This is a genomic window from Krasilnikovia sp. M28-CT-15 (assembly GCF_047159595.1).
GTDB lineage: Bacteria > Actinomycetota > Actinomycetes > Mycobacteriales > Micromonosporaceae > Actinoplanes.
This window is the reverse complement of sequence record NZ_BAAGAK010000001.1, coordinates 3,647,099-3,673,970: the sequence shown is the minus strand read 5'-3', so window position 1 is coordinate 3,673,970 and position 26,872 is coordinate 3,647,099. Positions and strand designations below refer to the sequence as shown.

Annotated in this window: 20 protein-coding genes; 16 read left to right on the top strand and 4 right to left on the bottom strand. The window is 73.9% G+C overall.

The window, feature by feature from the left end; genetic code table 11:
* Positions 1-15 precede the first annotated feature (15 nt).
* Both ppdK and ACMCNO_RS16935 read right to left on the bottom strand, forming a co-directional pair.
* On the bottom strand, positions 16-2,676 hold the full coding sequence (gene ppdK, locus ACMCNO_RS16940) for a pyruvate, phosphate dikinase (RefSeq protein WP_412750409.1): 2,661 nt from the start codon (positions 2,674-2,676) through the stop codon (positions 16-18).
* Positions 2,677-3,003: 327 nt separating this feature from the next.
* Complete coding sequence (locus ACMCNO_RS16935; RefSeq protein ID WP_412750408.1) at positions 3,004-5,844, bottom strand: M36 family metallopeptidase; 2,841 nt, start codon at positions 5,842-5,844, stop codon at positions 3,004-3,006.
* Between the two features lie 285 nt (positions 5,845-6,129).
* Between ACMCNO_RS16935 and ACMCNO_RS16930 the strand changes: the two genes are divergently transcribed.
* The 4 genes from ACMCNO_RS16930 to ACMCNO_RS16915 all read left to right on the top strand — a co-directional run bounded on the left by ACMCNO_RS16930 (position 6,130) and on the right by ACMCNO_RS16915 (position 11,375).
* The gene (locus tag ACMCNO_RS16930) at positions 6,130-7,272 is read left to right on the top strand and encodes a S1 family peptidase (protein WP_412750407.1); all 1,143 of its coding nucleotides are present in this window, start codon (positions 6,130-6,132) and stop codon (positions 7,270-7,272) included.
* 106 nt (positions 7,273-7,378) lie between these two features.
* Positions 7,379-8,839: an FAD-linked oxidase C-terminal domain-containing protein gene (locus ACMCNO_RS16925; protein WP_412750406.1), complete on the top strand. Its 1,461-nt coding sequence runs from the start codon at positions 7,379-7,381 to the stop codon at positions 8,837-8,839.
* Complete coding sequence (locus ACMCNO_RS16920; protein WP_412750405.1) at positions 8,839-10,008, top strand: FAD-binding oxidoreductase; 1,170 nt, start codon at positions 8,839-8,841, stop codon at positions 10,006-10,008. The genes ACMCNO_RS16925 and ACMCNO_RS16920 overlap by 1 nt, the downstream gene beginning before the upstream one ends.
* Entirely contained in the window at positions 10,008-11,375 is a 1,368-nt protein-coding gene (locus ACMCNO_RS16915) for a (Fe-S)-binding protein (protein WP_412750404.1), read from the top strand. Before ACMCNO_RS16920 ends, ACMCNO_RS16915 begins: the two co-directional genes overlap by 1 nt.
* On the opposite strand, the gene ACMCNO_RS16910 is transcribed toward ACMCNO_RS16915, so the two are convergent.
* Entirely contained in the window at positions 11,372-11,695 is a 324-nt protein-coding gene (locus ACMCNO_RS16910) for a putative quinol monooxygenase (RefSeq protein ID WP_412750403.1), read from the bottom strand. The two genes, ACMCNO_RS16915 and ACMCNO_RS16910, sit on opposite strands and share 4 nt — an antisense overlap.
* A gap of 106 nt (positions 11,696-11,801) precedes the next feature.
* Between ACMCNO_RS16910 and ACMCNO_RS16905 the strand changes: the two genes are divergently transcribed.
* The 11 genes from ACMCNO_RS16905 (at position 11,802) to ACMCNO_RS16855 (ending at position 25,735) form a co-directional block, all read left to right on the top strand.
* Positions 11,802-12,476, top strand: a complete 675-nt coding sequence (locus ACMCNO_RS16905) for a 4'-phosphopantetheinyl transferase family protein (protein ID WP_412750402.1) — start codon at positions 11,802-11,804, stop codon at positions 12,474-12,476.
* A gap of 48 nt (positions 12,477-12,524) precedes the next feature.
* Positions 12,525-13,925 (top strand): acyl-CoA synthetase, encoded by a 1,401-nt coding sequence (locus tag ACMCNO_RS16900; RefSeq protein WP_412750401.1) that lies wholly within the window; start codon positions 12,525-12,527, stop codon positions 13,923-13,925.
* Positions 13,926-13,936: 11 nt separating this feature from the next.
* Positions 13,937-14,437, top strand: coding sequence for an SsrA-binding protein SmpB (smpB, locus tag ACMCNO_RS16895; protein WP_412750400.1), 501 nt, complete (start codon positions 13,937-13,939; stop codon positions 14,435-14,437).
* A 195-nt stretch (positions 14,438-14,632) separates the two neighbouring features.
* Positions 14,633-15,739 (top strand): serine/threonine-protein kinase, encoded by a 1,107-nt coding sequence (locus ACMCNO_RS16890; RefSeq protein ID WP_412750399.1) that lies wholly within the window; start codon positions 14,633-14,635, stop codon positions 15,737-15,739.
* A gap of 8 nt (positions 15,740-15,747) precedes the next feature.
* A complete protein-coding gene (gene lhgO / locus ACMCNO_RS16885; RefSeq protein ID WP_412750398.1) occupies positions 15,748-16,962 on the top strand; it encodes an L-2-hydroxyglutarate oxidase in 1,215 nt (404 codons plus the stop codon).
* Between the two features lie 145 nt (positions 16,963-17,107).
* Complete coding sequence (locus ACMCNO_RS16880) at positions 17,108-17,728, top strand: L-threonylcarbamoyladenylate synthase (RefSeq protein ID WP_412750397.1); 621 nt, start codon at positions 17,108-17,110, stop codon at positions 17,726-17,728.
* A 135-nt stretch (positions 17,729-17,863) separates the two neighbouring features.
* A complete protein-coding gene (locus tag ACMCNO_RS16875) occupies positions 17,864-23,029 on the top strand; it encodes a hypothetical protein (protein WP_412750396.1) in 5,166 nt (1,721 codons plus the stop codon).
* A gap of 151 nt (positions 23,030-23,180) precedes the next feature.
* A complete protein-coding gene (locus ACMCNO_RS16870; protein WP_412750395.1) occupies positions 23,181-23,903 on the top strand; it encodes a hypothetical protein in 723 nt (240 codons plus the stop codon).
* Positions 23,904-23,906: 3 nt separating this feature from the next.
* Positions 23,907-24,164 carry a diguanylate cyclase gene (locus ACMCNO_RS16865; RefSeq protein WP_412753723.1) on the top strand — a complete coding sequence of 86 codons (258 nt, stop codon included), beginning with the start codon at positions 23,907-23,909 and terminating at the stop codon, positions 24,162-24,164.
* Between the two features lie 132 nt (positions 24,165-24,296).
* Positions 24,297-25,235 carry an alpha/beta fold hydrolase gene (locus ACMCNO_RS16860; RefSeq protein ID WP_412750394.1) on the top strand — a complete coding sequence of 313 codons (939 nt, stop codon included), beginning with the start codon at positions 24,297-24,299 and terminating at the stop codon, positions 25,233-25,235.
* A gap of 86 nt (positions 25,236-25,321) precedes the next feature.
* Positions 25,322-25,735, top strand: a complete 414-nt coding sequence (locus ACMCNO_RS16855) for a nitroreductase family deazaflavin-dependent oxidoreductase (protein WP_412750393.1) — start codon at positions 25,322-25,324, stop codon at positions 25,733-25,735.
* Positions 25,736-25,793: 58 nt separating this feature from the next.
* Here the strand turns inward: ACMCNO_RS16855 and ACMCNO_RS16850 are convergent, their stop codons facing one another.
* Entirely contained in the window at positions 25,794-26,318 is a 525-nt protein-coding gene (locus tag ACMCNO_RS16850) for a hypothetical protein (protein WP_412750392.1), read from the bottom strand.
* A 9-nt stretch (positions 26,319-26,327) separates the two neighbouring features.
* On the opposite strand from ACMCNO_RS16850, the gene ACMCNO_RS16845 reads away from it, so the two are divergent.
* On the top strand, positions 26,328-26,795 hold the full coding sequence (locus ACMCNO_RS16845; protein WP_412753722.1) for a DUF4396 domain-containing protein: 468 nt from the start codon (positions 26,328-26,330) through the stop codon (positions 26,793-26,795).
* Positions 26,796-26,872: the final 77 nt, after the last annotated feature.

Genomic DNA, 26,872 nt, shown 5'->3' with positions numbered 1-26,872 from the left:
CCGCGGCCCGTTCAGTCACAGGGCGGCTCGGCCGGCCTCCAGCCGCGCCACCGGTACCCGGAACGGGGAACAGGACACGTAGTCCAGCCCCGCCTCGTGGAAGAAGTGCACCGACTCCGGGTCGCCGCCGTGCTCGCCGCACACCCCGAGCTTCAGGTCCGGGCGGGCCGCCCGGCCTTCCTGCACGGCGATGCGCACCAGCCGCCCGACGCCGTCGCGGTCCAGCGACTCGAACGGCGAGATGCCGAAGATGCCCAGCTCCAGGTACTTCCAGAAGAAGGCGCCCTCCACGTCGTCGCGGGAGAAGCCCCAGGCCATCTGGGTCAGGTCGTTGGTGCCGAAGGAGAAGAACTCGGCCGCCTCGGCGATCTGCCCGGCGGTCAGCGCCGCCCGCGGCACCTCGATCATCGTGCCGATCAGGACGGTCACCCCGGCGTCCCCGATCACCTCGGCGATGATCTTCTCCGCCTCCGTGCGTACCGTCTCCAGCTCCTGCACCGCGCCGACCAACGGCACCATGATCTCGGGCCGCGGGTCGCGGCCCTCGCGGGCCAGCGTCGCGGCGGCCTCGGCGATCGCGCGGACCTGCATCGCGAACAGGCCCGGAATGACCAGGCCCAGACGTACGCCGCGCAGGCCCAGCATCGGGTTCTGTTCGTGCATGCGGCGCACCGCGGCCAGCATCTCCTCGGTACGCCCCGCGTCCTCGCCACGCTCGTGGGCCACCGCGACCTGCACCGCCAGGTCCTCCAGCGACGGCAGGAACTCGTGCAGCGGCGGGTCGATGAGCCGCACGGTGACCGGCAGGCCGTCCATCTCGCGCAGGATGTCGACGAAGTCGGCCCGCTGCAGCGGCAGCAGGGCCGCCAGGGCGTCCGCGCGTTCGGTGTCCGTGGCCGCCAGGATGAGGCGCTCCACGAGCTCGCGGCGGTCGCCGAGGAACATGTGCTCGGTGCGGCACAGGCCGATGCCCTCCGCGCCGAAGCGGCGGGCCCGGGCGGCGTCCGCGCCGGTGTCGGCGTTGGTGCGCACCCGCAGCCGGCGCTGGGCGTCCGCATGCGACATGATCAGGTGCACCGCGGCGACCAGCGGGTCGTCGTCGTGCCCGGCGTCCAGCTCGCCCTCGAAGTAGCGCACCACCTCGGACGGGCGCACCGGCACCGGGCCCAGGTAGACCCGGCCGGTGGTGCCGTCGATCGAGACGACCTGGCCTTCTTCGATGCGGGTGCCGCCGACCGTGAACGCGTCCCGGCCGACCTCCATCTCGTCCGCGCCGCAGACACACGTCTTGCCCATGCCCCGGGCCACCACGGCGGCGTGGCTGGTCTTGCCGCCGCGCGCGGTGAGGATGCCCTGGGCGGCGATCATCCCGGCCAGGTCGTCCGGGTTGGTCTCCCGGCGCACCAGGATCACGGGTACGCCGTCGGCGGCCAGCTCGACCGCGCGGCGCGAGTCGAACACGGCCTGGCCGACCGCCGCGCCCGGGGAGGCGCCGACGCCGCGGGTCAGCGGGGTCGGCTCGGAGGACAGGTCGAAGCGGGGGAACATCAGCTGAGCGAGCTGGGCGCCGGAGACCCGGCGCAGCGCCTCGTCCAGGTCGATGCGGCCCTCGGCGACCAGCCCGGCGGCGATCCGGAACGCGGCCGCGGCGGTGCGCTTGCCGACCCGGGTCTGCAGCATCCACAGCTTGCCGCGCTCGATGGTGAACTCGATGTCGCACAGGTCGCGGTAGTGCTCCTCCAACGTGGACATGATGCCCATCAGCTCGTCGAAGGACTTCTTGTCGAGCTGCTCCAGGTCCTGCAGGGGCACGGTGTTGCGGATGCCCGCGACCACGTCCTCGCCCTGGGCGTTGGCGAGGTAGTCGCCGTACACGCCGGGCTCGCCGGTGGCGGGGTCGCGGGTGAACGCGACGCCCGTGCCGGAGTCGGCGCCCAGGTTGCCGAAGACCATGGAGCAGATGTTCACGGCGGTGCCCAGGTCGGCGGGGATGCGCTCCTGGCGGCGGTACAGCACGGCGCGCTCGGCGTTCCAGGACCGGAACACCGCCTCGATGGCGAGGTCCAGCTGCTCGCGCGGGTCCTGGGGGAAGTCGTGCCCGGTGTGCTTGGCGAAGATCTTCTTGAACGCGGTGACGAGTCCGCGCAGGTCGTCGGCGTCCAGCGCGAGGTCCTCGCGGACACCCTTGGCGCGCTTGGCCTCGGCGATGGCCTCCTCGAAGTCCTCGCCGGGCACGTCGCAGACCGTCTTGCCGAACATCTGGATGAGCCTGCGGTAGGAGTCCCAGGCGAACCGGTCGTTGCCACCCGCCTGGGCGGACAGGCCGGTCACGGACTCGTCGTTGAGGCCGACGTTGAGGACGGTCTCCATCATGCCGGGCATGGAGTGCACCGCCCCGGAGCGTACGGAGACCAGCAGCGGGTCCGCGGCGTCGCCGAGGCGGCGGCCCATCGCGGATTCCAGGCTCGCGAGGTGCTCGGCGATCTGGGTGTCGAGTCCGGCGGGGCGGTGCCCGTCGGCGAGGTAGCGGCGGCAGGCGGTCGTGGTGATGGTGAACCCGGGTGGCACGGGCAGCCCGAGGTTCGTCATCTCGGCCAGGTTCGCGCCCTTGCCGCCGAGCAGGTCCTTGAGGTCCCGGTTGCCGTCGGCGAAGTCGTACACGAACGTCTCGGCCATGGTTGCCTCCTCCGCAGCGCCGCGTTTTCTCCTGGTGAGAGTCCCACGGGATTCCGCATGTTAGGCATCGTTCAAACATGCCCGAAATGCTTTGAGACTGACTGCACAGGAGACCAACGGTTGCTGCTCGGAAAACGCTTCCACCGCGCACGAACACGCAAGAACCCTGGTCAACGCGGGTGGCGGTTGCGCATTTCTGGCGGGAATGGAAGGGGAAAGTGAGCGAAAGAATCGCTGTTCTTTCGCGGGCCGCCCCATTGCCGGTCAATTTTCCGCCTCGGTGGTGAATGGGCCCGCCCGCCGATCCCGGCGGGCGGGCCCGGTGACTCAGCTGCTGAACACCTGGAACTCCGCGGCGTTCACCGACTGGCCGGCGCTCGACGCGGTGGCGCAGTCCGTGGCGGCCCGCGGGTCGTTGTCCTGCTCCCCGGCATAGAGCGGGTTGCTGGTGCACTGGTTCTGCAGGGTGCGTAGCCGCACGTGGGTGGCCGGGGTCGGCCGGACCGTGAACGAGCGCAGGATCTGCTGCGGCACCTTCGGCCGGAACTGCCCGGCCGGGAACGCGTCCGCCGCACTGGTGTAGATGCTGCGGTACCCGGCATCCGTGGCGCAGTCCTGACCACGGGTGGCGTCGCAGGCCAGCACCTCGAACTGGCGCAGCCCGCTGAACCCGCCGCCGAACGTGCTCAGCTGCACCCGCGACACCAGCTTGGCGGTGTCCCCCGCCAGGTCCACGGTGACCTGCCGGCCGGCCGCCCCACCGCTGGCGCTCCACACGCTGGCCTCCGCGTCGTCGGCCAGGGCGCCCGGCGAAGAACCGTCGCCGGTGAGCGTGGCGCCGGACGCGGACGACGCGAGGTTGGTGGGCAGCACCACGCCGAGCACCGGGCTGCCGCCCGGATACAACGTCTGGGTCCACCGCTTGCCGCCGAAACCGCGGCCCACCGCGTAGAACCGGTACGTGCCCGGGGCCAGCGTCACCGTGTCCGGGATCGCGGTGGCCGGGTCGGTGTCGGCGACCGGGACCACCCCGGACTCGTAGTCGCCGATGTAGAGCCGCACCGGCTTGCCGGTGGCGTCACCCAGCGGCTTGAACGTCGCCTCGATGTTGTCCACCACCGGTGAGGCGAAGCTGGGCACCGGGTCGGTGTCCGACGGGCCGCTGGCCGCACCGGCGCCGAAACCGCGCGCCGCGAACGCGTTCCACAGCAGGTCGGCGTTGGCCCCGTCGAAGCGCAGCGCGTCCGCGGTGATCATGTTGTCCCGCATGTCGAGCATGCTGGCCTGGCCGGTGGCCTGCAGCAGGAACGAGTCGAAGACGAGCTGCACCCAGCGGCGGTTGCCCGGGCATTCCGTCACCGCGGTGGTGCCGTTCGCGCAGCTCTCCTGGAGGGCGCGGGTGCCCGAGCCGTACTTGGCGAGCAGAGCGCGGCGGATGTCGACGTTGGTCGCGCTCCAGATCTCGCCGTCGGGGTGCACGCCGGGGAACCGGTCGTAGCCGTAGTCGCTGTAGTTGAGCGGGCTGTTGCTCATGTCGTAGTTGCGGATGCCGGTGGCGTTGTCGCCGGTCACAAACGCCCCCGTGACGAACGGGGTGTTGCCGCGCGGGGTGTAGCCGCTCTCGTACAGGTACTCCATCGCCATCAGGTCGGACCAGCTCTCGCCCATCGCGCCGCCCTGGCTGGAGCTGAGGCCCGAGTCCGGCCCGGCGACCATCCGGTTCGAGATCGCATGGGTGTACTCGTGCCCGATCACCGTCATGTCGAAGTCGCCGTCGACGCACGGCGGGTACGACACACCCGCGAACGGCTGCCACATGTACATGTTCGTGACCGGCAGCATGCCGTCCGGCGGGGTGGACTGGTTGGCGTTGTTGCGGATGCTCGAGGTGGCGGCGCCCTGCTGGGCGTTGCCGTGCTCGGGGTCGCCGCCCTTGCCGTACCTGGTGTTGGTCTTCTGCAGGTTCCAGGTGGCCTCGGTGAAGCCCAGGTGGTACGCCCAGTCGTGCATGCGGTTGTGCATCGCGAACAGGTTCGCGGTGGCGGCGTCGACGTCGGCCTGCTCCGGCGACGTGAGCGACGCGGGATCGCACTTGGTGGCGTTCCACTGGTTGGTGAACGGGTACGTGTACTCGCGGTCGGGCCGGGCCGCGGCCGGGATCTGCGGGGTCCCGTTGCCCCAGTAGCGCACGGACTCGGCGGAGTTGCCCACGGTGGTCGACGACGACGCACCGGTGGCCGGGTCGATGTCCCAGTCCCGGCCGGTCGCCGGGTCGAGCACGGCCCGGGCGCAGTCGGTGGCGGTGCGGGCACACCACGTCTGCCGGGTGTCCGAGGTGCCGGTCGGGGTGGCGGGGAAGACCTTCCAGCGGGGGTTGTCGGCGTCGAAGTTGACCAGGTTCTCGCGGATCAGCACGTCACCGCTGCGCCCGTCGACGTACGTCGTGTATCCGAGCGGGTGGTCCGCGTCGCGCGAGAGCACGACCACTTCGAACGCGGCGCGCGGGGCGGCGCCGGGCATCGGCACGGCCACCCGGCGGATCCGGTGCTGGGCCAGCTCGGCACGGGGTATCCGGGCGTCTGCCAGGGCTTTCGCCAGCGCCACGGCCGGGGTGAGGGTGGCGGGGGCGGGGCGCTCGGTGCGCGGGCTCAGCGAGGAGGTCACCCGCAGGACGTCGCCGCCCTTGACCGCCACGGCCACGAGGCCGTCATGGGCGGCGGGCAGGCCACCGTAGCGTTGGCGCAGCAGCACGACCGTGCCGGTGCCGACCTTGGTCTGCGCGAGGGTCTGCATGGTGTCGACGTCCGCCGCGTCCTGCGCGAACAGCGCCTGGCTGCCCTTGAGGTAGCGCCGGGCGACCGTCTCGGGGTCGCCGCCGGGCTCGGCCGCCAGCACCCGGCGTGGGGTGGGGGTGAGCGAGGCGGGGGTGCCCAGCCGGTTCCACCGGGCGACGACCCCGTCGCCCGCGACCAGGGACCGCTGGGCGGCGGTCGGGGCCGCGGTGCCGGGCCGATTGTCGACGAAGTCGTACTCCGAGCCGACCGGAGTGCCGGTGAGCGGGGTGGCCGCCGGTGGGTGCTGCGGGCCGGCGGCGGCGCCGAGCGGCGCGGTGATGACCAGGGTGGTGGCGAGTAATCCGACGACGGCGGACCTTCTGGGTCTGCGCACGCGTTCCTCCGTAGATCGATCGATGCCGATCGTCGGACGATACGTCTCCATCGACATTCATAGATGAACGAAACCGGTTAACAACTCCGTCTCTTTTCGGCGGGTGGCGTCGCGGCGGGCGACGGGGCCGTGCGCCAGCCTCCGGCCATCACCGCTCCCCGGCATATCTCTCGATTCCGATAAAATCATTCAAAATCGGACCTAGGATGAACGGTCGCGCCCGCTTCGGATCCCGAGGTGCCCCGCGTGCGGCGCTGCCGGCGCAGGGCGTGCGAGGAGGCATCCATGAGCCACGAAACCCTGCCCATCCGCCGCCGCGTCACCACGCTCGCCGTCACGGTCCTGGCCACGGTCACCGCCGTGGGGTTCCTCGGCGTACCCGCGACCGCCGCGCCGGCCGATCCCGCCGTACCGGCGCCGGGGATGGTCCAGCAGCTGGCCGCCGACCTCGGGCTGACACCGGCCCAGGCGCGGGCCCGGGTCCGCGCCGAGTACCGCGCAGCCCTGATCGCACCGGCGGCCCGCAGCGCCGCGGGCCCGGCGTACGGCGGCGCGGTCTTCGACCCGGCCGCCGCGAATCTCGTCGTCGGCGTCACCGGACGGGCCGCCGCCACCCGGGTCCGCGCCACCGGCGCCGCCGCCAGACTGGTCCCCCACAGCCTCGCCGGCCTCACCGCCACCCTGGGCGTGCTCGACGCCCGGCCCGCACCCCGCACGGTCACCGGCTGGCGGGTGGACGAGGCCGCGAACCTGGTCGTCGTGACCGCCACCGGGCGCGGCCCGACCGCCCCCGTGCGCCGGTTCGTCGCCGGCCTGGCGAACCTGCGGGTGGACTACCGCGCGCCCGCGGTGGCGCCGCTGGCCGAGCTGACCGGCGGCGACGCGATCTACGGCGGGGGTTCCCGGTGCTCGCTGGGCTTCAACGCCCGCCGGGGCAACGGGACCTACCTGGTGCTGACCGCCGGGCACTGCACCAACATCGCCACCACGTGGTCCGGGTTCAACCGGGTCGTGATCGGAACCCGGTTCGGCACCTCGTTCCCGACCAACGACTACGGCTCGATCAACGTCAACCTGGCCGCCTGGACGCCCACCTCCAAGATCAAAGGTGGTTCGTCCGTGCTCGGCTCGACGGTCGCCCCGGTCGGCAGCTCGGTGTGCCGGTCCGGTTCGACCACCGGATACCACTGCGGCACCGTCACCGCCCGCAACCAGACCGTGCACTACCCGCAGGGCACCGTGTTCGGCCTGACCCGCACCACCGTGTGCGCCGAGCCGGGTGACTCCGGCGGGCCCTACGTCAGTGGCCGCCAGGCCCAAGGGGTCACCTCCGGCGGGAGCGGGAACTGCACCACCGGCGGCACCACGTTCTTCCAGCCGGTCGGGGAGATCCTCGCCGCGTACGCCGTGACGCTCGTGGTCGGTTGACCCGGAACGGGCGTCGCCGGATGGGTCCGGCGATGTCCGACAGGTTCCCCAACCCGACACGGCACCGCTAGGTTGGCGGTGGGGCGGCGTCGACGGGAGGACCTGAATGGACCGGATCGGCCCGCTGGCCGCGCGGCTCCGCGCCGAACTCGGCCCGGACCGCGTCATCAGTGACCGGCAGGAACTGCGCACGTACGAGTGCGACGGCCTCACCCACTACCGGGTCGTGCCCGCCCTGGCCGTGCTCCCCCGCGACCACGCCGAGGTCGCCCGCACCGTACGGGCCTGCGCGGCGGCCGGAGTGCCGTTCGTGGCGCGCGGCTCCGGCACGGGACTGTCCGGCGGCGCGCTGCCGCACGCCGACGGCGTGCTCGTGGTGATCTCGCGAATGCGCGCCATCGTCGAGGTCGCCCCGGACGACGAGCGGGCCGTCGTCGAACCAGGCGTGATCAACCTGCAGGTCAGCCGCGCCGCGGCGCCGTACGGCTACTACTACGCGCCGGACCCGTCCAGCCAGCAGATCTGCTCGATCGGCGGCAACGTCGCGGAGAACTCCGGCGGCGCGCACTGTCTCAAGTACGGCTTCACCACCCACCACGTCACCGGCGCCACCGTGGTCACCCCCGACGGCGAGGTGGTACGCCTCGGCGGGCGCGCCCCGGACACCCCCGGCTACGACCTGCTCGGCGCGTTCGTCGGCTCCGAGGGCACCCTCGGCATCGCCACCGAGGTGACCGTGCGCCTGGTCCGAGCGCCGGAGACCGTCCGTACGCTGCTGGCCGCGTTCCACAGCACCGACCAGGCCGGCGCGGCGACCTCCGCCATCATCGCCGCCGGGGTGGTCCCGGCCGCGGTCGAGATGATGGACGCGCTGGCCATCGAGGCCGCCGAGGCCGCCGTGAACTGTGGCTACCCGCCGGGCGCGGGCGCGGTGCTCATCGTCGAGCTCGACGGCCCGACCGCCGAGGTACAGGCCCAGTTCGCGCAGGTCACCGCGCTGTGCGAGGCGAACGGCGCGTTCGAGATCCGGATCGCCGCCGACGACGCCGAACGGGCTTTGTTCTGGAAGGGACGCAAGTCCGCGTTCGCGGCGGTCGGCCGGATCAGCCCGGACTACATCGTGCAGGACGGGGTGATCCCCCGGACCGCGCTGCCTCAGGTGCTGCACCGCATCGGCGAGGTGGCGGCCGAGCACGGCGTGCGGGTGGCCAACGTGTTCCACGCGGGCGACGGCAACCTGCACCCGCTCGTGCTGTTCGACGACGCCGTGCCCGGCGAGGCCGAACGCGCCGAACAGGTCTCCGGAGCCATCCTCGACCTGTGCATCGAGCACGGCGGCTCGATCACCGGGGAGCACGGCGTCGGGGTCGACAAGGCGCGCTACATGCCGCGCATGTTCACCGCCGACGACCTGGACACGATGCAGCTCGTGCGGTGCGCGTTCGACCCGGACGGACTGTCCAACCCGGGCAAGGTGTTCCCCACCCCACGGCTGTGCGGCGAGGTTCCCGGACGGCGCAAGGGCGCCCATCCGGCCCAGGAGGCCGGACTCGGGGAGGTCTTCTGATGACCGACCTGGACGAGCTGACCGAGCCCGCGAAGGACGACGACGCCGTCGGGGGGATACCGGCGCGGCTGGTGGCCGCGCCCACCTCGACCGCCGAGGCGTCGGCGGTGCTGCGGGCGGCGGCCGCGGCCGGGTTGGCCGTGGCGTTCCGCGGCGGTGGCACCAAACTGGACTGGGGCGCCCCACCACGGCAGCTCGACCTCATCGTGGACACCCGCCGCCTGACCGGCGTGGTCGAGCACGCGGCGGGTGACCTCATCGTGGTCGTCCGGGCCGGCACGCCCATGGCCGAGCTGCGCGAACTGCTCACCCCGGCCGGGCAGCAGCTCGCGCTGGACACCGCGGAGCCCGGCGCCACGGTCGGCGGCACGGTGGCGGTCGGCACCAGCGGCCCGCGCCGCCAGCTGTACGGCGCGGCCCGGGATCTGATCATCGGCATGACCGTGGTCCGCGCCGACGGCACGGTCGCGCACTCCGGGGGCAAGGTCGTCAAGAACGTCGCCGGGTACGACCTGGCCAGGCTGTTCACCGGCGCGTACGGCACGCTGGGGCTGATCACCCGGTGCGCGTTCCGGCTGCACCCGCTGCCCGGTGCCGGGGCCGTCGTCCGCGCGGCACCGCCCGACCTCGGTGCGGCGCTGGCCGCGATCCGTGCGGCCCAGGTCGTGCCCAGTGCGGTGGAGCTGGACGCGGAGACCGGCGAGGTCGCCGTCCTGGTCGAGGGCACCCCGGCCGGGGTGCGGGACCGGGCCGCCACGCTGACCCGGATCCTCGGCGACGACGCGGGACGCCCGCACTGGTGGGGCACGTACCCCTGGGAGCCCGGCGGCACCGGCGTCAAGCTGACCGCCGCGCTGTCGCGGGTGCCCGCACTGGTGGCCCGCGCCGCCGCCCGCGCGCGGGTGCGCGGCTCCGCCGGCACCGGGGTGCTGTACGCGGGCCTGCCTCCCGACACGCCGCCGGACGAGGCGGCCGACGCGGTGGCCGAGTTGCGGGCCGCGGCCGGTGCCGCGGGCGGGCACGCGGTCGTGCTCACCGCACCCGCCGAGGTCCGCGCGCGGGTGGATCTGTGGGGGCCGGTGGACGGGCTGGCGCTGATGCGGCGGGTCAAGCAGCAGTTCGACCCGGATGCCCGGCTGGCGCCGGGGCGTTTCGTGGGAGGCATCTGATGAGCGAGGCGACAGACCCGGCACCCGTTCCCGGCGACGTGCTCGGGCCGGTCGTGGGCGCGTTCGACGCGGACGAGCCGCCGTCGCGCGAACTGGCCGCGGACTGCGTGCACTGCGGGTTCTGCCTGACGACCTGTCCCACATACGTACTGTGGGGCGAGGAGGCGGACTCGCCGCGCGGGCGCATCCACCTCATCCAGCAGGGGCTGGAGGGCGAGCCGCTGACCGACTCGATGGTGACCCACGTCGACCGCTGCCTGGGCTGCATGGCGTGTGTGACCGCGTGCCCGTCCGGGGTGCGCTACGACCGGCTCATCGAGACCACCCGGGCGCAGGTGGAACGGCGGCACCCCCGCACGGCCCGCGAACGCGCCCTGCGCGCGGCCGTGTTCGCGCTGTTCCCGTATCCGAACCGGCTGCGGCTGCTGCGCGGCCCGCTGCGGGCGTACCGGGCCAGCGGCCTGCAACGCCTGGTGGCCCGTACCGGACTGCTGGACCGCCTCGCGCCCACGCTGGCCACCCTGGAGTCGCTGACCCCGCGGCTGAGCGCGGTGCCGCGCCCGCCGCGCCGGGTGCCCGCGCGCGGGCCGCGCCGGGCCGTGGTGGGCATGCTGACCGGGTGCGTGCAGAGCGCGTTCTTCCCGGATGTCAACTCCGCGACCGTGCGGGTGCTGGCCGCCGAGGGTTGCGACGTGCTCATCCCGGCGCGGCAGGGGTGCTGCGGGGCGCTGAGTGTGCACAACGGACGGACGTCGGAGGCCCGGCGGTTCGCGCGGGAGCTGATCGACACGTTCGCGGACACCGGCATGGACTACCTCGTGGTCAACGCGGCGGGCTGCGGGTCGTCCCTCAAGGAGTACGGCGACCTGCTGCGCGACGACCCCGCGTACGCATCGCGCGCGGCGGCCTTCGCCGCCCGGGTGCGGGACCTGTCCGAGGTGCTGGTGGAGCTGGGCCCGGCCGCGCCCCGACACCGGCTGCCGGTCACGGTCGCCTACCACGACGCCTGCCATCTCGGGCACGCCCAGGGGGTGCGCGACCAGCCCCGGGAACTGCTGCGCGCGATCCCCGGGCTGCAGCTGCGGGAGATCGCCGACCCGGAGATCTGCTGCGGCTCGGCCGGCATCTGGAACGTCCTGAACCCGGAACCGGCCGCGCAGCTCGGCGACCGCAAGGCCCGCGACGTCCTGGCCACCGGCGCCGAGCTGCTCGTGACCGCGAACCCGGGCTGCCTCATGCAGGTCGCCGCGGCGCTGCGACGCCAGGGCGCGACGATCGGGCTGGCGCACACCGCGGTGGTGCTGGACGCCGCGATCCGCGGGCTGCCCGCAACCGCGCTGACGGTCCAGAGGGGACCAGCGGGCTAGCGGACCGCCATCTCCCCCAGCTCGGACCAGTCGTCCTGGTCGAGGACGGTGTTGATGATGCGCGGGGTCTCGGCCAGGTGCCGGGGCAGGTCCTGCTGGGCCTGCTTGAAGTGGGCGCTGTTCACGTGCGCGGCCCCGGCCTCGCCGTCGCGGAACGCCTCGACCAGCACGTACTCGGTCGGGTCGGCGATGCTGCGGGACCAGTCGAACCACAGGCACCCCGGCTCGGCGCGGGTGGCTTGGGTGAACGGCGCCGCGATCGCCGGCCAGCGGTCGGCGTCCTCGGGCCTGACCCGGAACTTCGCCGTAATGAAGATCATCTGAACGCGCCCCTTTCCTGACCGCCCGCACCGCCGTGCGGAACTCCCATTCTGCCCGGCGCCGGGCCGCTCGGGCGCGGCCACGGCCGCGTGGCAGGATCCAAGGGTGCCGCCACCCACCTTCGCCCGGTTGCTACCCGAAACGGTGGTGGCGGTCGAGGCGTACGGCGATCCCGGCACCGAACCGGTGTACCCCGGCGAGGAGGACCTCGTGGCCAACGCGGTGGAAGGCCGCCGCCGCGAGTTCGTGACGGCCCGCCGGTGTGCCCGCGAGGCACTGGCCCGGCTCGGTCACGCCCCCGCCCCGATCCGGCGCGGCCCCAAAGGTGCGCCGGTGTGGCCGTCCGGCGTCGCGGGCAGCATCACCCACTGCACCGGGTTCCGCGCGGCCGCCGTCGTCCCCATCGGCGACATCGTCAGCGTCGGCATCGACGCCGAGGGGGCCGGGCCCCTGCCCGACGGGGTGCAGGGGCTGATCACCGTGCCGGGCGAGCCGGAGCTGCTCGACCGGCTGACCGCCGCCCACCCCGCCGCGTCCTGGGGCAAGGTGCTGTTCAGCGCGAAGGAGTCGGTGTACAAGGCGTGGTTCCCGCTCACCGGGCGATGGCTGGGATTCGAGGACGCCCGGCTGAGCATCGACCCGGATGCGGGCACGTTCCGCGCCGACCTGCTCGTCAGCGGCACCCGCCGCGACGGCGGGGCGCCGCTGACCGAGCTGCACGGCCGGTTCCTGGTCGGCCAGGACCTGATCCGCACGGCCGTGACCGTGACGGCGGACTGAACGGGGCCCGGACGGCCGTGACGTGGCCGCCGACCGAGAGGACATCGGATGGACCTGCTGGCGGGGCTGTCACGACCCGAGATGGACACCGCCGACGCGGTCCGCGTCGGCGACGACGGGATGTCCGCCGGGCGGCTGCTGGCGACGGCCGCGGCCGTCGCCGCCGACGTGCGCGGCGCCCGGGTCGTCGCCGTGCATGCCACCGCGACCCTGCACACCGTCGTCGCCGTCGCCGGGGCGCTGCTGGGCGGCGCGGCCGTGGTGCCGCTGCCACCGGACTCAGGCCCGGCCGAGGCGGACCACATCCTCGCCGACTCCGGCGCCACGCTGCTTCTCACCGGTGTCGCCGAGCCACCGCACACCACCCTGCCCGTGGTGCCGGTGGACCTGTCGCGCACCGGGATTCCCGGTCCGGCCGCCACCGCACCGGGCGACCCGGCCCTGATCATGTACACCAGCGGGACCACCGGCGCCCCCAAAGGGGTGGTGGTGTCGCACGCCGCGATCGCGGCCGACCTGGACGCGCTGGCCGACGCGTGGGCCTGGACCCCGGACGACGTGCTGGTGCACGGGCTACCGCTGTTCCACGTCCACGGACTGGTGCTCGGGGTACTGGGCGCGCTGCGGGTCGGCTGCCGGCTGCACCACACCGGGCGGCCCCACCCGCAGGCGTACGCCTCGGCCGGTGGCACCCTCTACTTCGGCGTACCCACGGTCTGGTCCCGGGTGTGCGCCGACCCGGCAGCCGCCACCGCGCTGACCGGCGCCCGCCTGCTCGTCTCCGGCAGCGCCGCGCTGCCCGTGCCGGTGTTCGAGCGGCTGGCCGCGCTCAGCGGGCACCGTCCGGTCGAGCGTTACGGCATGACCGAAACCCTGATCACCGTGAGCGGCCGCGCCGACGGCGAACGCCGCCCCGGCCACGTCGGGCTCCCGCTGGCCGGGGTACGGACCCGGGTCGTCGACGACGAGGGCCGCGACCTGCCCCGCGACGGCGCGTCGATCGGCGAGCTGTGGGTACGCGGGCCGATGCTGTTCGACGGCTACCTGAACCGCCCCGACGCCACCGCCGCGGCGCGCACCCCCGACGGGTGGATGCGCACCGGGGACATCGCCGCGATCGGCTCGGACGGCTGGCACCGCATCGTCGGGCGCCGCTCCACCGACCTCATCAAGAGCGGCGGCTACCGCGTCGGCGCGGGCGAGGTGGAGGACGCCCTGCTGGCGCACCCGGCGGTGCGGGAGGCCGCGGTGGTCGGCACCCCCCACGACGACCTGGGCGAACAGATCACCGCGTACGTGGTGGCCGACGGGGTGGGCGAGCCCGAGCTGATCGACTTCGTGGCGCGTACCCTGTCGGCGCACAAGCGGCCGCGGGAGGTCCGGTTCGTCGCCGAGCTACCCCGCAACGCCATGGGTAAGGTGCGAAAGACGCTGCTCGGCCGAGGATGAGGGGGATCGGCGTGGCGAAGCCGACCGGCCGCACGGTCATCGCGTCCAACCGCCGGGCGCGGCACGACTACGAGGTGCTCAAGACGTACGAGGCGGGGCTCGTGCTGGCCGGCACGGAGGTGAAGTCGCTGCGCGCCGGGTACGCCTCGCTGGTGGACGCGTTCGCGGGTGAGCACGAGGGCGAGTTGATGCTGTACCAGCTGCACATCGCCGAGTACGGCTTCGGCTCCTGGACCAACCACGCTCCCCGGCGTACCCGCAAGCTGCTGCTGCACCGCGTCGAGATCGACCGCATCCGGCAGCGGTTGCGCGACGGCAGCGGGCTCACGCTGGTGCCGCTGTCGCTGTATTTCGCGGGCGGCTGGGCCAAGGTGGAGCTGGCGCTGGCCCGCGGCCTCCGGTCGTACGACAAGCGGCAGGTGATCGCGAAGCGCGACGCCGACAAGGAGATCGCCCGGGCGATGGGCCGCCACCTCAAGGGCCGCTCCCCCGCCCGCCGCCCGGGTGAGTGAACCCTGAGTGACGGCCACATCACCGAATCGGTGGATGTGGGCCGGTCCTTACAGGGGCTAGGTTCCGAATCAACGACGTCGCCGACGCAAGCGTCGCCAGATCCACCACCGCGCGACCGCCACGCCCCGGGCCGTACCCGGCTCGATCAGGGCAGGCGCAGCTCGACCAGGGCAGGCGCAACCGGAAGGGGACCGATGCCGCAGCCGGAGGCATTGCTCGACGGGCGCTACCGGATCGTCCGGGCACTGGACGGGGGCGACACCGGTCCGGTCTGGCTGGCCCGCGACGAGATGCTGGATCGCGACGTCGCGATCAAGGAACTCACGGTGCCGCCTGGCCCACCCGGCGCCCGCGACGGGCTGCGGCTGCGGGCCCTGCGGGAGGCCCGCAGCGCGGCCCGGTTCAGTCACCCCAACGTCATCCAGATCTACGACGTACGGTCCGGCGACGAGCAGCCGTGGCTCATCCTGGAGTACGTCCACTCCCGTCCCCTGCCGCAGTTCGTCGCGGAGTCCGGGGCGCTTCCGGTAGCGCAGGTGGCCGCGATCGGCCTCGCGGTGCTCTCCGCCATGGACGCCGCGGACCGGGCCGGGGTGCGGCACCGCGACGTCTCCCCGGGCGCGGTGCTGCTGGCCGACGACGGCCGGGTGGTGCTGACCGGGTTCGGCCCGGCCATGCTGGACGGATTCCCCCCGGCGGCCGTGCACGACACCGGGCCGGGCCCGTCCGAGCAGGCCGGGCACGAGTCCGGGGACGCGGGGGTGTCCACCTCGGAGTCCGACCTCTGGTCACTCGGGGCCACCCTGTATGCGGCCGTCGAGGGGCGCCAGCCGTTCACCGGCTCCCCGGGTCGGCACCGCGTGCGGGCCGGGCGGCCGGGACCGATCAGGCGGGCCGGGCCGCTCCGGCCGGTGATCACCGGGCTGCTGCGGCCCGATCCGCGGGCGCGGATGAGCGTGACGGAAGCCGAGCGGCGGTTGCGCCGCCTGGCCGACGTGCGGACGACCGTGCATCTGCGGCACGTACCGCGCCGCATCGACGATCCGCCGAGCGCCGCACGCCGCAGCGCACCGGCGGACCGTGCGGAGGGCCGCCTCGAACGGCACCGTCCCGGGTGGCTCGCCGCACGTCCGCGCCGGAGGCCGCCCGGCGTGCCCGCATCCCGGCCCGGAGCGCCGGGCCGGGATGCCGTTCCCGTCCATGGGGTGCCCGGTCGGCTGCGGCTGGCACTGGCGGTCAGCGCGGCCGTGCTGGCCCCGGTGGTCGCGGTGATCGAGTCGGCGTTGCGGTCCGCGACCTGAGCCGCGCCGTGTCCGTACCGCTGCGCATCGGTGTCATCGGCGCCGGGATCGTCGGGCTCGCCACCGCCCGGCGGCTGGCACTCGACCGGCCCGCGGCCCGGATCACGGTCCTGGACAAGGAGGACCGCGTCGGCGCGCACCAGACCGGGCACAACAGCGGCGTGGCGCACGCGGGGCTGTACTACCCGCCCGGGTCGCTGAAGGCGCGGCTGTGCCGTCGCGGCGTGACGCTGCTGGAGCGCTACTGCGGTGAGCGGGGACTGCCGTACGTGGCCTGCGGCAAGCTCGTCGTGGCCCGCGACGAACGGGAGACCGCGGGGCTGGCCGAGATCGAGCGGCGGGCGCGGGCGAACGGCGTACCCGGCCTGCGCCGCCTTGACGCGACCGGGCTGCGCGAGGTGGAGCCGTACGCCCGCGGGGTGGCCGCCCTGCACTCGCCGGGTACCGCGGTGGTGGACTTTCCCGCGGTGGCCCGCGCTCTCGCGGAGGACCTGCGCGCGGCCGGTGGCCGGGTCCGCCTCGGCTGCCCGGTCACCGCGATCGACCGGGCCGGCGCCACCGTCCGGGTCCGGGCCGACGACGAGTACGGGTTCGACCTGCTGGTGATCTGCGCCGGGCTGCAGGCCGACCGGCTGAGCCGCCTGGCCGGGGACGGGCCCGGCCCGGCGATCGTGCCGTTCCGCGGTGCGTACCACCGGATCCGCCCGGAACGCGCCCACCTGGTGCGCGGGCTCATCTACCCGGTGCCGGACCCGCGCTACCCGTTCCTCGGCATCCATCTGACCCGCCGGATCGACGGCACCGTGGAGGTCGGCCCGAACGCGGTGCTCGCGCTCGCCCGCGAGGGCTACGGCCGGGCCGCCGTGTCGGCGGGCGACGTCTGGGACACCGTACGGTGGCCCGGCTTCTGGCGGATGGCCCGCAGGCACTGGCGCACCGGCGCCCGCGAACTGCGCGGCGCCGTGTCCCGGCGGGCCTTCGTGGCCGCCGCCCGCAGCTATGTCCCGGAGCTGTCGGCGGACGACGTGGTGCCCGGCGGCGCCGGGGTGCGCGCCCAGGCCGTGGACGCCGACGGCGCATTGGTGGACGACTTCCGGATCCACCGCCTCGGCCCGATCGTGGCCGTGCGCAACGCGCCGTCGCCCGCGGCCACCTCCGCGCTGGCCATCGCGGAACACGTCGCCGCACTGGCGCTCGACGGGCCGGGCGCGGGTCACCGCTGACCCACGCCGCCGGCCGTTCACCGGCGTGCACCATGACCTCCCCCCTGGAAACCGCCGTTCCAGGCCTTCCCCGGACGTTCCGGGCACCGGCCGTGGGCGGCGGGGGAACCGTGGGGCGCCAGCTCACGGCCGTAGGCTGGGCCATATGGCGAAGTATTTCGACGTGCACCCGGACAACCCGCAGCCACGCGCGATCAACCAGGTGGTCGGCATCGTCCGCAATGGTGGGGTCATCGCGTATCCGACGGACTCCTGCTTCGCCCTCGGCACCCACCTCGGTGACAAGAACGGACTGGACCGGCTGCGGGAGATCCGCCGCCTCGGCCCGGACCATCACTTCACCCTGGTGTGCCGCGACTTCGCACAGCTGGGCCAGTTCGTGCAGATCAACAACAACATTTTCCGTACGCTCAAAGCGGTCACGCCGGGCAACTACACGTTCATCCTGCCGGCCACCCGCGAGGTGCCGCGCCGGCTGCTGCACCCGCGCAAGAAGACCGTCGGCGTCCGTATCCCCGACCATGTGGTCGCGCAGAAGTTGCTGGAGGAACTGGGCGAGCCCCTGCTGTCCACCACCCTGCTGCTGCCCGGCGACGAGGAACCGATGACCCAGGGCTGGGAGATCAAGGAACGGCTCGACCACGCCGTCGACGCGGTCATCGACTCCGGCGAGTGCGGCACCACACCCACCACGGTGGTGGACCTGTCCTCGGGCGAGGCCGAGATCGTCCGGGTCGGCGGCGGCGACCCGTCCCTGTTCGAGTGACCGGCGTTTCCTGCCGACCAGGTCGCTAACACGGCGACGACCATGGAACCCGGGCCGGGCGCGGGCCACGGGATTCCGACGGCAACGTGACCGGTTCCAACCACCCGGAAGAGGCACAAAACGTAGCATTTTCCCGTGACCGCTTCGCAAGGCACAGCGTCCGGTGAGCCCCGCCCCGCACCGGGCGACGGTGGCGCCCGCCTGCTGCTGACCACCGGTACGGCCGCACAGCGCGGCGACGTCGATCCCGTCGCGGCGCTGCTCACCACAGAATTCGGCTTCCGCGAGCTGCCGATCCTCGACCTTGCCCACGGGTCCGACGAGATCCAGGACAGGCTGGCTGACCTGACCGCTGACGCCTTGATCGTCACCGTGCGGGCCCGCGGCTCGATCGTCGAGGACGACCTGTTCCTGCTGCCCGACACCGACGATGGCACCGATCCGGACATCCTGGAACACCCGGGCGTGTCCGCGGGTCGGCTCCTCGAGTGGCTCGCCGCGACGACGAACAGGCTCGCCGTGCTGCTCGACGTGCGCTGCGACCCGGACACCGCCGCGACGGCACGGCGGCAGGTACCCGGCTGGCTGCACGGTCGCGACGACCGCCGCGACATCCTCGTGGAGGTCGTGCTCGCCACCACGGGGCCTACCGCCGATGGCCCCGGAAGCGCTCCGGCGGGGTTCGCGACCCTGTTCGCGCGCGCCGCCGGACTGCCCGCCAGCGGTGGCGCCGCTCAGCCGACGCTGACTCTGGCAGGCCTCGTCCGCACCCTCACCGCCGACCTGCCGCGTCCACCCGCCGAGCCAACCACCGACGCCACGCCACGCGACACCACGCCCCGGGACGCCGCGCCACCCGACGCCGGGCCCGCCGGTGAGGTCGCGTCACCGGCGGCCGATGCATCCACCAAGGCCCCACCGCTGACCGTCACCTACCACCGGCTGGGTCCCGCCGACGCGGAGGGCATGACCCTGCCGAATCCCCGCCACGTGCCGGGCAGCGCCGGACTGCCACTGGCGCCGGCCGACGCCGCCGGGGAGCCGGGACCGCCACGGCTCACCGGTCGTACGGCGGCCCTCACCGCGATCGAGGGCTGGCTGGGCGCGGGCCGGGACGCCCCGGCCGTCCAGGTGGTGACGGGCGCCGCCGGCTCCGGCAAGTCCGCCGTGCTGCGCATGCTGACCGACCCGGACCGACCCGGCACCCGCCCCGACCTCACGCTGGACGCCAAAGGATGCACCGAGGACGAGATCCTCACCCGGATCAGCGCCGCGGCGGGTGCCGGCACCGCCACCGTGGACGCGCTGCTGGCCCATCTGGCCGGGCGCACCCAGCCGTTGACCGTCCTCGTGGACGGCGTGGACGAGGCGGCCGATCCGCCCGAGCTGATCCGCGCCGCCCTGCTCCCGCTGGCCGTGCACGGCGACGGCGCGGTACGGGTGCTGCTGGCCGCCCGGCACGAACTGCTGCCCGTACTGGGCGACGACGCGGAGGTCATCGACCTCGACGCCGACCCGTACGCCGACCGGGAAGCGGTCCGCGCGCTCGTCCGTGAGCAGCTGACCCGATCGGGCGGACCGTTCGCGACGGCCGAGGCGGACGTCCGGGCCGGTGCCGCCGAGGCGATCGTGGCGGCGACGGGACCGTCGTTCCTCACCGCCCTGATCGTCGCCGCCACCGCGAGCATCGCGCCCGCGAGCGCCGCCACGGCCGTTGCCGTCGACGATCCGCAGTGGACGGCCGCCCTGCCCCACGACCTGGCCGAGGCCGTGACCGCCGACCTGGCCCGGCGGCTCGGCGAGGACGCCGACCGGGCGCGGGCGCTGTTGCGTCCGCTCGCCTACGCCCAGGGCGCCGGGCTGCCGTGGGAGGACATCTGGCCGGCGCTCGCCGAGGCGCTGCACCCCGGCGCCCGGTTCGGCCACGACGACCTGCAGTGGCTGTGCGACGCCGCGGGCGGGTACATCGTGGAGGAGTTGAGCGGTGACCAGTCGGTGTACCGGCTGCGCCACGCCGCCCTCGCCGGTTGCCTGCGTGCCGGGCGCGACGAGACCGCCGACGAGCAGGCGATCGCCACCGCCCTGCGCGCCGCCGTGCCACGCACTCCCGATGGCCGCGCCGACTGGGCGGCTGCTCAGCCGTACGCCCGTGCCCACCTCATCACGCACGCCGCGGCCGCCCGGGACGTGGACGACCTGCTGACCGACGCGGGCTTCCTGATGTGCGCGGCGCACCCGGCCGTCGTGGCCGCGCTGCCGGCGGCCCGCAGCGAACCGGCCCGCGCGGCAGCCGACGTGTACCGCCGCGCCGAGGAACGGCTGCGCACCGCCCCGGCCGGCACGCACGCGGCCTACCTGGAACTGGCCGCCCGGTGCGGCGGGGCGACGGCGCTGGCCGACGCCGTCGCGGCCAGCGGCGTGCCGCGCCCATGGGCGACGCGGTGGGCGTCCTGGCAGGTGGCCGTCCTGCACCGCCCGTTGACCGGGCACACCGGCGCCGTCCTGTGCACCGCGGTCGGCCAGCGCGACGGCGTGGACGTGGCCGTCACCGGAGCCGACGACCACGAGCTACGGGTGTGGGACCTGACCAGCGGCGAGCCGGTCGGGCAGCCGCTGCGCGGGCACACCGCCGGGGTCACCGCGGTCGCGGTCGGCCGGATCGACGACCGCCCGGTCGCCGTCTCCGGCAGCGACGACCGTACGATCCGGCTCTGGGACCTCGGCACCGGCGCGCCGATCGGCGCGCCGCTGACCGGGCACACCGGCGGCGTCCACGCGCTCGGCCTCGGCACCTGGGCCGGGCGCACCTGGCTGGTGTCCGCGGGGCACGACGGCACCCTGCGGAGGTGGGACCCGCGCACCGGGCGCCCCGACGGACCCCCGCTGACCGGGCACACCGGCCCGGTCACCGCGCTCGTGCTGGGGGAACTCGACGGGGTGCCGATCGCCGTCACCGGTGGGCACGACGCCACCGTCCGGCTGTGGGACCTGGCCGCCGGGGCCCCGCTCGGCAAGCCGATCAGCGGCCACACCGCGCCGGTCACCGCGGTCGCGTTCGAGGCGCGCGACGGGGTGCCCACCGCGGTCTCGGCCAGCCTCGACCACACCGTCCGCCGGTGGAACGTCGGCACCCACAGCCCCATCGGCACCCCGTTGGAGGGCCACGCGGAGGCGGTCACCGGCGTCGCCCTGGCCGAACTGGACGGCTACCCGGTGGCGGTCTCCTGCTCCGCCGACCGGACCCTGATGCTATGGGACCTGACCACCGGAACGCCCGTCGGCGAGCCGCTGACCGGCCACACCCGCGGCGTCGCCGCGGTCGCCGTCGGGCACGTCGACGGGCGGCCGGTCGCCGTCTCCGGCGGCCACGACCACACCGTGCGGCTGTGGGACTCGGCGCTGGAACGGCGCGTCGGCCGGCCGTTCGGCGGGCACACCGACTCGGTGATGTCGCTGGCCGCGCAGACCATCGCCGGGACACCCGTCGTCGTCTCCGGCAGCGCCGATCACACCGTACGGGTGTGGGACCTCACGACCGGCCATCCGATCGGACGTCCGCTGAGCGGGCACACCGGCGGCGTCTGGTCGGTCGCCACCGGCGAACGCGACGGCCACCCGGTCGCCGTGTCCACAGGCGCCGACCAGCGGCTGCGGCTGTGGGACCTGGCCACCCACGAGCCGATCGGCGAACCCTTGACGGGCCACACCGCCTGGGTGTGGGCGGTGGCGCTGACCGATGTGGACGGTCGCCTGGTCGCGGTGTCCGCCAGCGACGACCACACCGTACGCACCTGGGGCCTGGACGACCTGACGGCGATCCACGAGCGTGCCGGGCACAGCAGCGGCGTCACCGCGCTCGCGGTGGGCCGGCTGGGCGAGCGGCCGGTGGCCGTGTCGGGTGGCCGCGACCAGAACCTGCGGGTGTGGAACCTGCGTACCGGCCGCCCCGGCGGCGAACCGCTGACCGGTCACGCCCGCGCGGTCTGGGCGGTGGCGATCGGCGAGGTGGACGGGCAGCCCGTTGTGGTGTCCGGCGCCGCCGACCAGACCGTGCGGGTGTGGGACCTGACCACGGGCGAGGCGCTCGGCCTGCCGATGGGCGGGCACCGCGACACCGTGACCGCCCTGGCCCTCGGCGAACTCGACGGCCGCCCGGTGGCGGTCTCCGGCAGCGACGACAAGACCGTACGGGTCTGGGACCTCACCACCCGCAAGGCCGTCGGCAGACCGCTGACCGGGCACGACGACGGCGTCCGGGCCGTGGTGGTCACCGAACGCCACGGCACCCCGATCGTCGTCTCCGGCGGGCACGACAACACCATCCGCCTGTGGGACCTCGCCACCGGCGCACCGATCGACTACGCCGCGGACAGCGACGCCGTGCCGGCGGTCGCGGTGGGCGACCTCCACGGTACGGCCGTGGCCGTCTCCGGCGGCGCCGACCACACCGTCCGGGTGTGGGAGCTGAGTACCGGGCGGCCGGTGCATACGCCGTTCACCGGACACGCCGGCCCGGTCACGGCGCTCGCGTTGTCCGACGTGGACGGGCGCGCCGTCGCCGTGTCCGCCGGGCCGGACGAGACCGTCCGCCTGTGGGAGCTCGCCGACGGACGGGCCATCGGCGAACCGCTGACCGGCCACACCGGCGGCGTCTGCTGCGTCGCGGCCGGCCTGGCCGGCGACAGCCCGGTCGCGGTGACCGGCGGCCACGACCGCACCGTACGGCGGTGGGAGCTGGCGAGCGGCCACCCGCTCGGCGAGCCGCTGACGGGCCACACCGGCGCCGTCAGCTGCGCCGCGGTCGCCCAGCTCGAGGGGAGCGCCGTCGCGGTCACCGGCAGCCAGGACCGCACCGTACGGCGGTGGGACCTGGCGACCGGCCATCTTCTCGGGGAACCCCTGACCGGGCATGGCGCCGCCGTCACCTGCCTCGCCCTGGCCCGCGTCGGCGAGCACCTCGTCGCGGTCACCGGCGCCGAGGACGGGACCGTCCGGACCTGGGACCTGGAGGCCGGGTTGCACCGGCGCCGGTGGTCGCTGCGCAAGGAACGCCCGGCGCTGCACCTGCCCGAACTGCGCGTCGGTGCGCCGGTGCGCGGGCTGGCGCATCTCGGCGACGGGCAGCTGGTGGTCGCGGCCGGGCCGGCGCTGCTGCTCTGCCGGATCGGCGCGGACGTCGAGCGGGAGATCGTGCTGGACACGCCGGTCCTGTCCGTGGCCGCGCGCGACTGCCGCGTCGTCGCCGGAACCGAGCGCGGCGTGATCTCGCTGGAGATCGGCGCCCCCGCAGGGCAACGGTGATCCCCCGGTGCACGGCGCGCTCCTGCAGGGAACGTGCCGTCTGCCCGGCCTCGATGTCGGAGGCCGCGCTCCGGAATGCGCACAGGGGTTCTCCGGAAGCGGCCGATGCTGACGGCGCGGAGCAGCGGCCGGTCGACGGAGGGGGAACCCCATGAGCTCGACGCCGGCGCTGCCCGCACCCATCGTGCCCGCGGGCCCGCCGGCGAGGCGGCTGGCGGATCCCATGCACGAGCTCTACCTACAGGCCAGCTACGACACGGCCCTCGAGATCGCCGACGAGTACGAGTGGATCGCCCTGGCGTTCCACGACCGGGAAACCTCCCGGGGCGTCTTGCAGGCCCGCCTTTACGTGCTCACCGAGATGGGCCGCAACACGGGGGCCGAGGCGTTCGGGCGGGCGCTGCTGGGCCGCGTGGTGTCCCGGGTCGCCCAGGCGAAGGCGAGCCCCGACCTGGCCGACGTACTGGTCCGGCTCGGGCGCCTGGAAGAGGGTCTGCACCTGCTTGGGGTGGCCATGAACACTCTGGAGACCTGCCCGCGGGACTGGCGCTACTACTCCGCGCTGTCGTCGATCGTCGAGCCGGCCCGCTGGGTCGAACTGTACGAGCTGGCCGAGCAGGCGTCGGTCGCCGACCCGCAATGGATGGCGAACCCGGAGCGGCGCGCCATCCACGCGGGCCAGCGCGCCGAGTGCCTGCTCGAGTGGGCGCTGCGGCTCGAACACGTCGGCCGCACCGAGGAAGCGGAGGTCCGCTACCAGGAGGTGATCACACTGATGCGGCCGTGGGCGGACCCGGCGGCGACCACCGAGCTGGACGCGGACCACAGCCTGCGCGTCGCCACGCTCGCGTGCGCGCTCGCCAAGACCGGATAGGTCCTGGCCGCCCGATTCGGGGGCGACGAGTTCGGCGTCTTCCTGGCCACCGATGTGGAGACCGCGGCGGGGATCGCGACCCGGATACGGACCGCGATCCGCGACCACGAATGGCACCAGATCGCCGCGGGCCTGCACGTCACGGTCAGCATGGGCCTGGCCTCGCGCGGGCCCGGCATGATCGGCGAGGACCTCTACGCCGCCGCGGACGAAAAGCTCTACCGCGCGGAACGCGCCGGCCGCGATCGGCTGGCCGCATAGCGTGCGCTGGCAGTCAGCGGGCTCGAACTCGTGGGTGTACGGGCTGATCAGGCGAGAGTGGCGGCCGTCTAGAAGTCGGTCTCGCGAGGACGTGGTTACTGCGGCGAAACGTCGGTTCACTACGCTGCGCGGATGGCGGAGCAGCTGACGGTCCAGCTACACGGGCACGCTCGAGCCTTCCGGATGCTGGGCACCGGCCCGACCGTCCTGCTGCTCGTGCACGGCATCGGATGCGACGGCACCACCTGGGACGCGGTCGCGCCCGCGCTCGCCGAGCGGTACACGGTGGTCGTGCCCGACCTGCTCGGCCATGGCCGGTCGGCAAAGCCGCGAGCGGACTACAGCATCGGCGGGTACGCCAACGGTTTGCGGGATCTGCTCAGCGTGCTCGACATCGACCGGGTGACCGTGGTCGGCCACAGCTTCGGCGGCGGCGTGACGATGCAGTTCGCCTACCAGTTCCCGGAGCGGACCGACCGGCTGGTGGTGGTCGCCGGTGGCGGGCTCGGCGCGCAGGTGAGCGTGGCGTTTCGCGCGCTGACCCTGCCGGGCGCTTCCGTAGTGCTGGGTCTCAGCCACCTGCCGCCGTCCCGCCTGGCCCTCGGTGCGCTGCGAACTGCCGCCGGGCTGGTCGCCCCGGCCGCGCTCGCGGCCGACCTGAACGAGGCGTACGCCGTGCACACCGGGCTGCGCGACCCAGCTGCCCGGTCGGCGTTCCTGCATGTGCTGCGGCACGTCGCGGATTGGCGCGGACAGCTGATCACCATGCGGGACCGCGCTTACCTCGCGCAGGGCCTGCCGACTCTGGTCGTCTGGGGCGACCGGGACCACGTCCTCCCCGTCGAGCACGCCAAGGGCGCTGCCGAGCTGATGCCCGGGGCGCAGTCGGTAGTCCTGCCCGGCGTCGGGCACTTCCCGCACCGGGAGGCGCCGGAGGAATTCGTCCGTGCGGTGACCGACTTCGTCGAGGGAACCACACCGAAGCGCTGGGACGCCCGCCGCTGGCGTCACCTGCTACAGGCCCGCTCGGGAGCCTCGCGGGCCATGGCTGCCGAAAACGCGGTGCAGTAACCGACTGCGGTCGCGTGCACCTCCGGTGGACTGTCGGGAATCGTCCGTGGTGGAAATAATGGCAGCCGCGCCGGAGGTTGTCGCTCGTGGACACTCGGACGACGACCAAGAAGGCAGCGAACATGCGCAACGAGACCGCCACGGCGCTGGCACAGGACCGGGTCATCGACATCACCACCACCGGGCGCAAGACCGGCGAGCCGCGCCGGATCGAGATCTGGTTCCACCGGCTGGACGGCCGGTATTACATCACCGGCACCCCCGGCCGTCCGCGCGACTGGTACGCCAATCTGGTCGCGAACTCCGCGTTCACCTTCCACCTCAAAGAGTCCGTGACCGCCGATCTGCAGGCGACCGCCCGCCCCGTCACTGACCCGGCCGAGCGAGAGAAGGTTCTTGCCGGGCTCCTTGCCCCGCTCGGCGACTTCACCAGCCAGCCGGGCCAGGAGCCCGAGGTGTGGGTGGCGAGCAGTCCCCTCGTCGAGGTCACCTTTTCCTAGCGCAACGGCCCGGACACCGCCTGACCGTCCCGGGCGGGCGTCCGGGCCGGCTTCAAGGTCAGGAATCTGCGGGTAGCGGCAGCAGGGGCGGCTCGCCGGCCAGTGGGGCCGCTCCGGAGTGCCGCGGCGCGGCCGGTGGCTCCGCTCCCGGCACCCGGCTGAACCGGGCACCCGGTCGGCGGACGACCTCCAGCGTCACCAGGTGCACCGGCGCGGGCGCGGCGGCGAACCGGCCCGTACCCCAGCGGATCCAGATCGCCACGCGACCGGCCTGCGCCTCCGCCAGCAGCTTCTCGACCGTACGTTTGCGGTCGGTGTGATCCACCTCGATCACCACCGGTGGGGCGTCCGGGCGGGCGCACGCCACGTCGAGCACGGACTGCCGGTGCTGCAGCGGTGGCGGCAGCGGGACGACGCTGGCCGCACGCCGGTAGGCCCGCCAGCCCTGTCCTTGAGCCCAGCCCACCACCGCGTCGGTGATCTGCGCGGCGACCTCCTGCCGGTCCAGATCGGCGAAGGTCAGCTCGCTCAGGCAGGCGGTGAGATCCGCAGCTACCAGCACACCATCGTCGGCGAGGTCCATCCCGGCAGGATATGCGGCGGTGGCCGACCACTCCGGGGTGGCTGGGGGTCGCCCCGTTGCCTGACATACCCCTGCCTCACCGGCTGCGCGATCGGTGAAGTGCTGGGCATGGTGATCGGCGCCGCTGCCGGGCTGCACAACGCGGCCACCGTGGCGCTCTCGATCGCGCTGGCGTTCGGGTTCGGCTACGGGCTCACCATGCAGGCGGTGCTGCGCGCCGGGGTGGGTTTCCGGGCCGTCTTGAAGATCGCGCTGGCGGCGGACACCGTGTCGATCGCGGTGATGGAACTGCTCGACAACGCGGTCGTCGTCGCGGTGCCCGGTGCCATGGACGCCGGGCTGACCAGCGCCCTGTTCTGGGGTTCGCTGACGTTCTCGCTGGTGGTCGCGTTCCTGCTCACCACCCCGGTGAACCGGTGGATGATCTCGCGGGGCAAGGGTCACGCCGTGGTGCATCAGTACCACCACGCACACTGACCCCGATCCAGGGCACACGGCGAGGCCGCCCGGCAGAACCTGCCGGGCGGCCTCAGACACCCCCCGGAGCAGCAGCA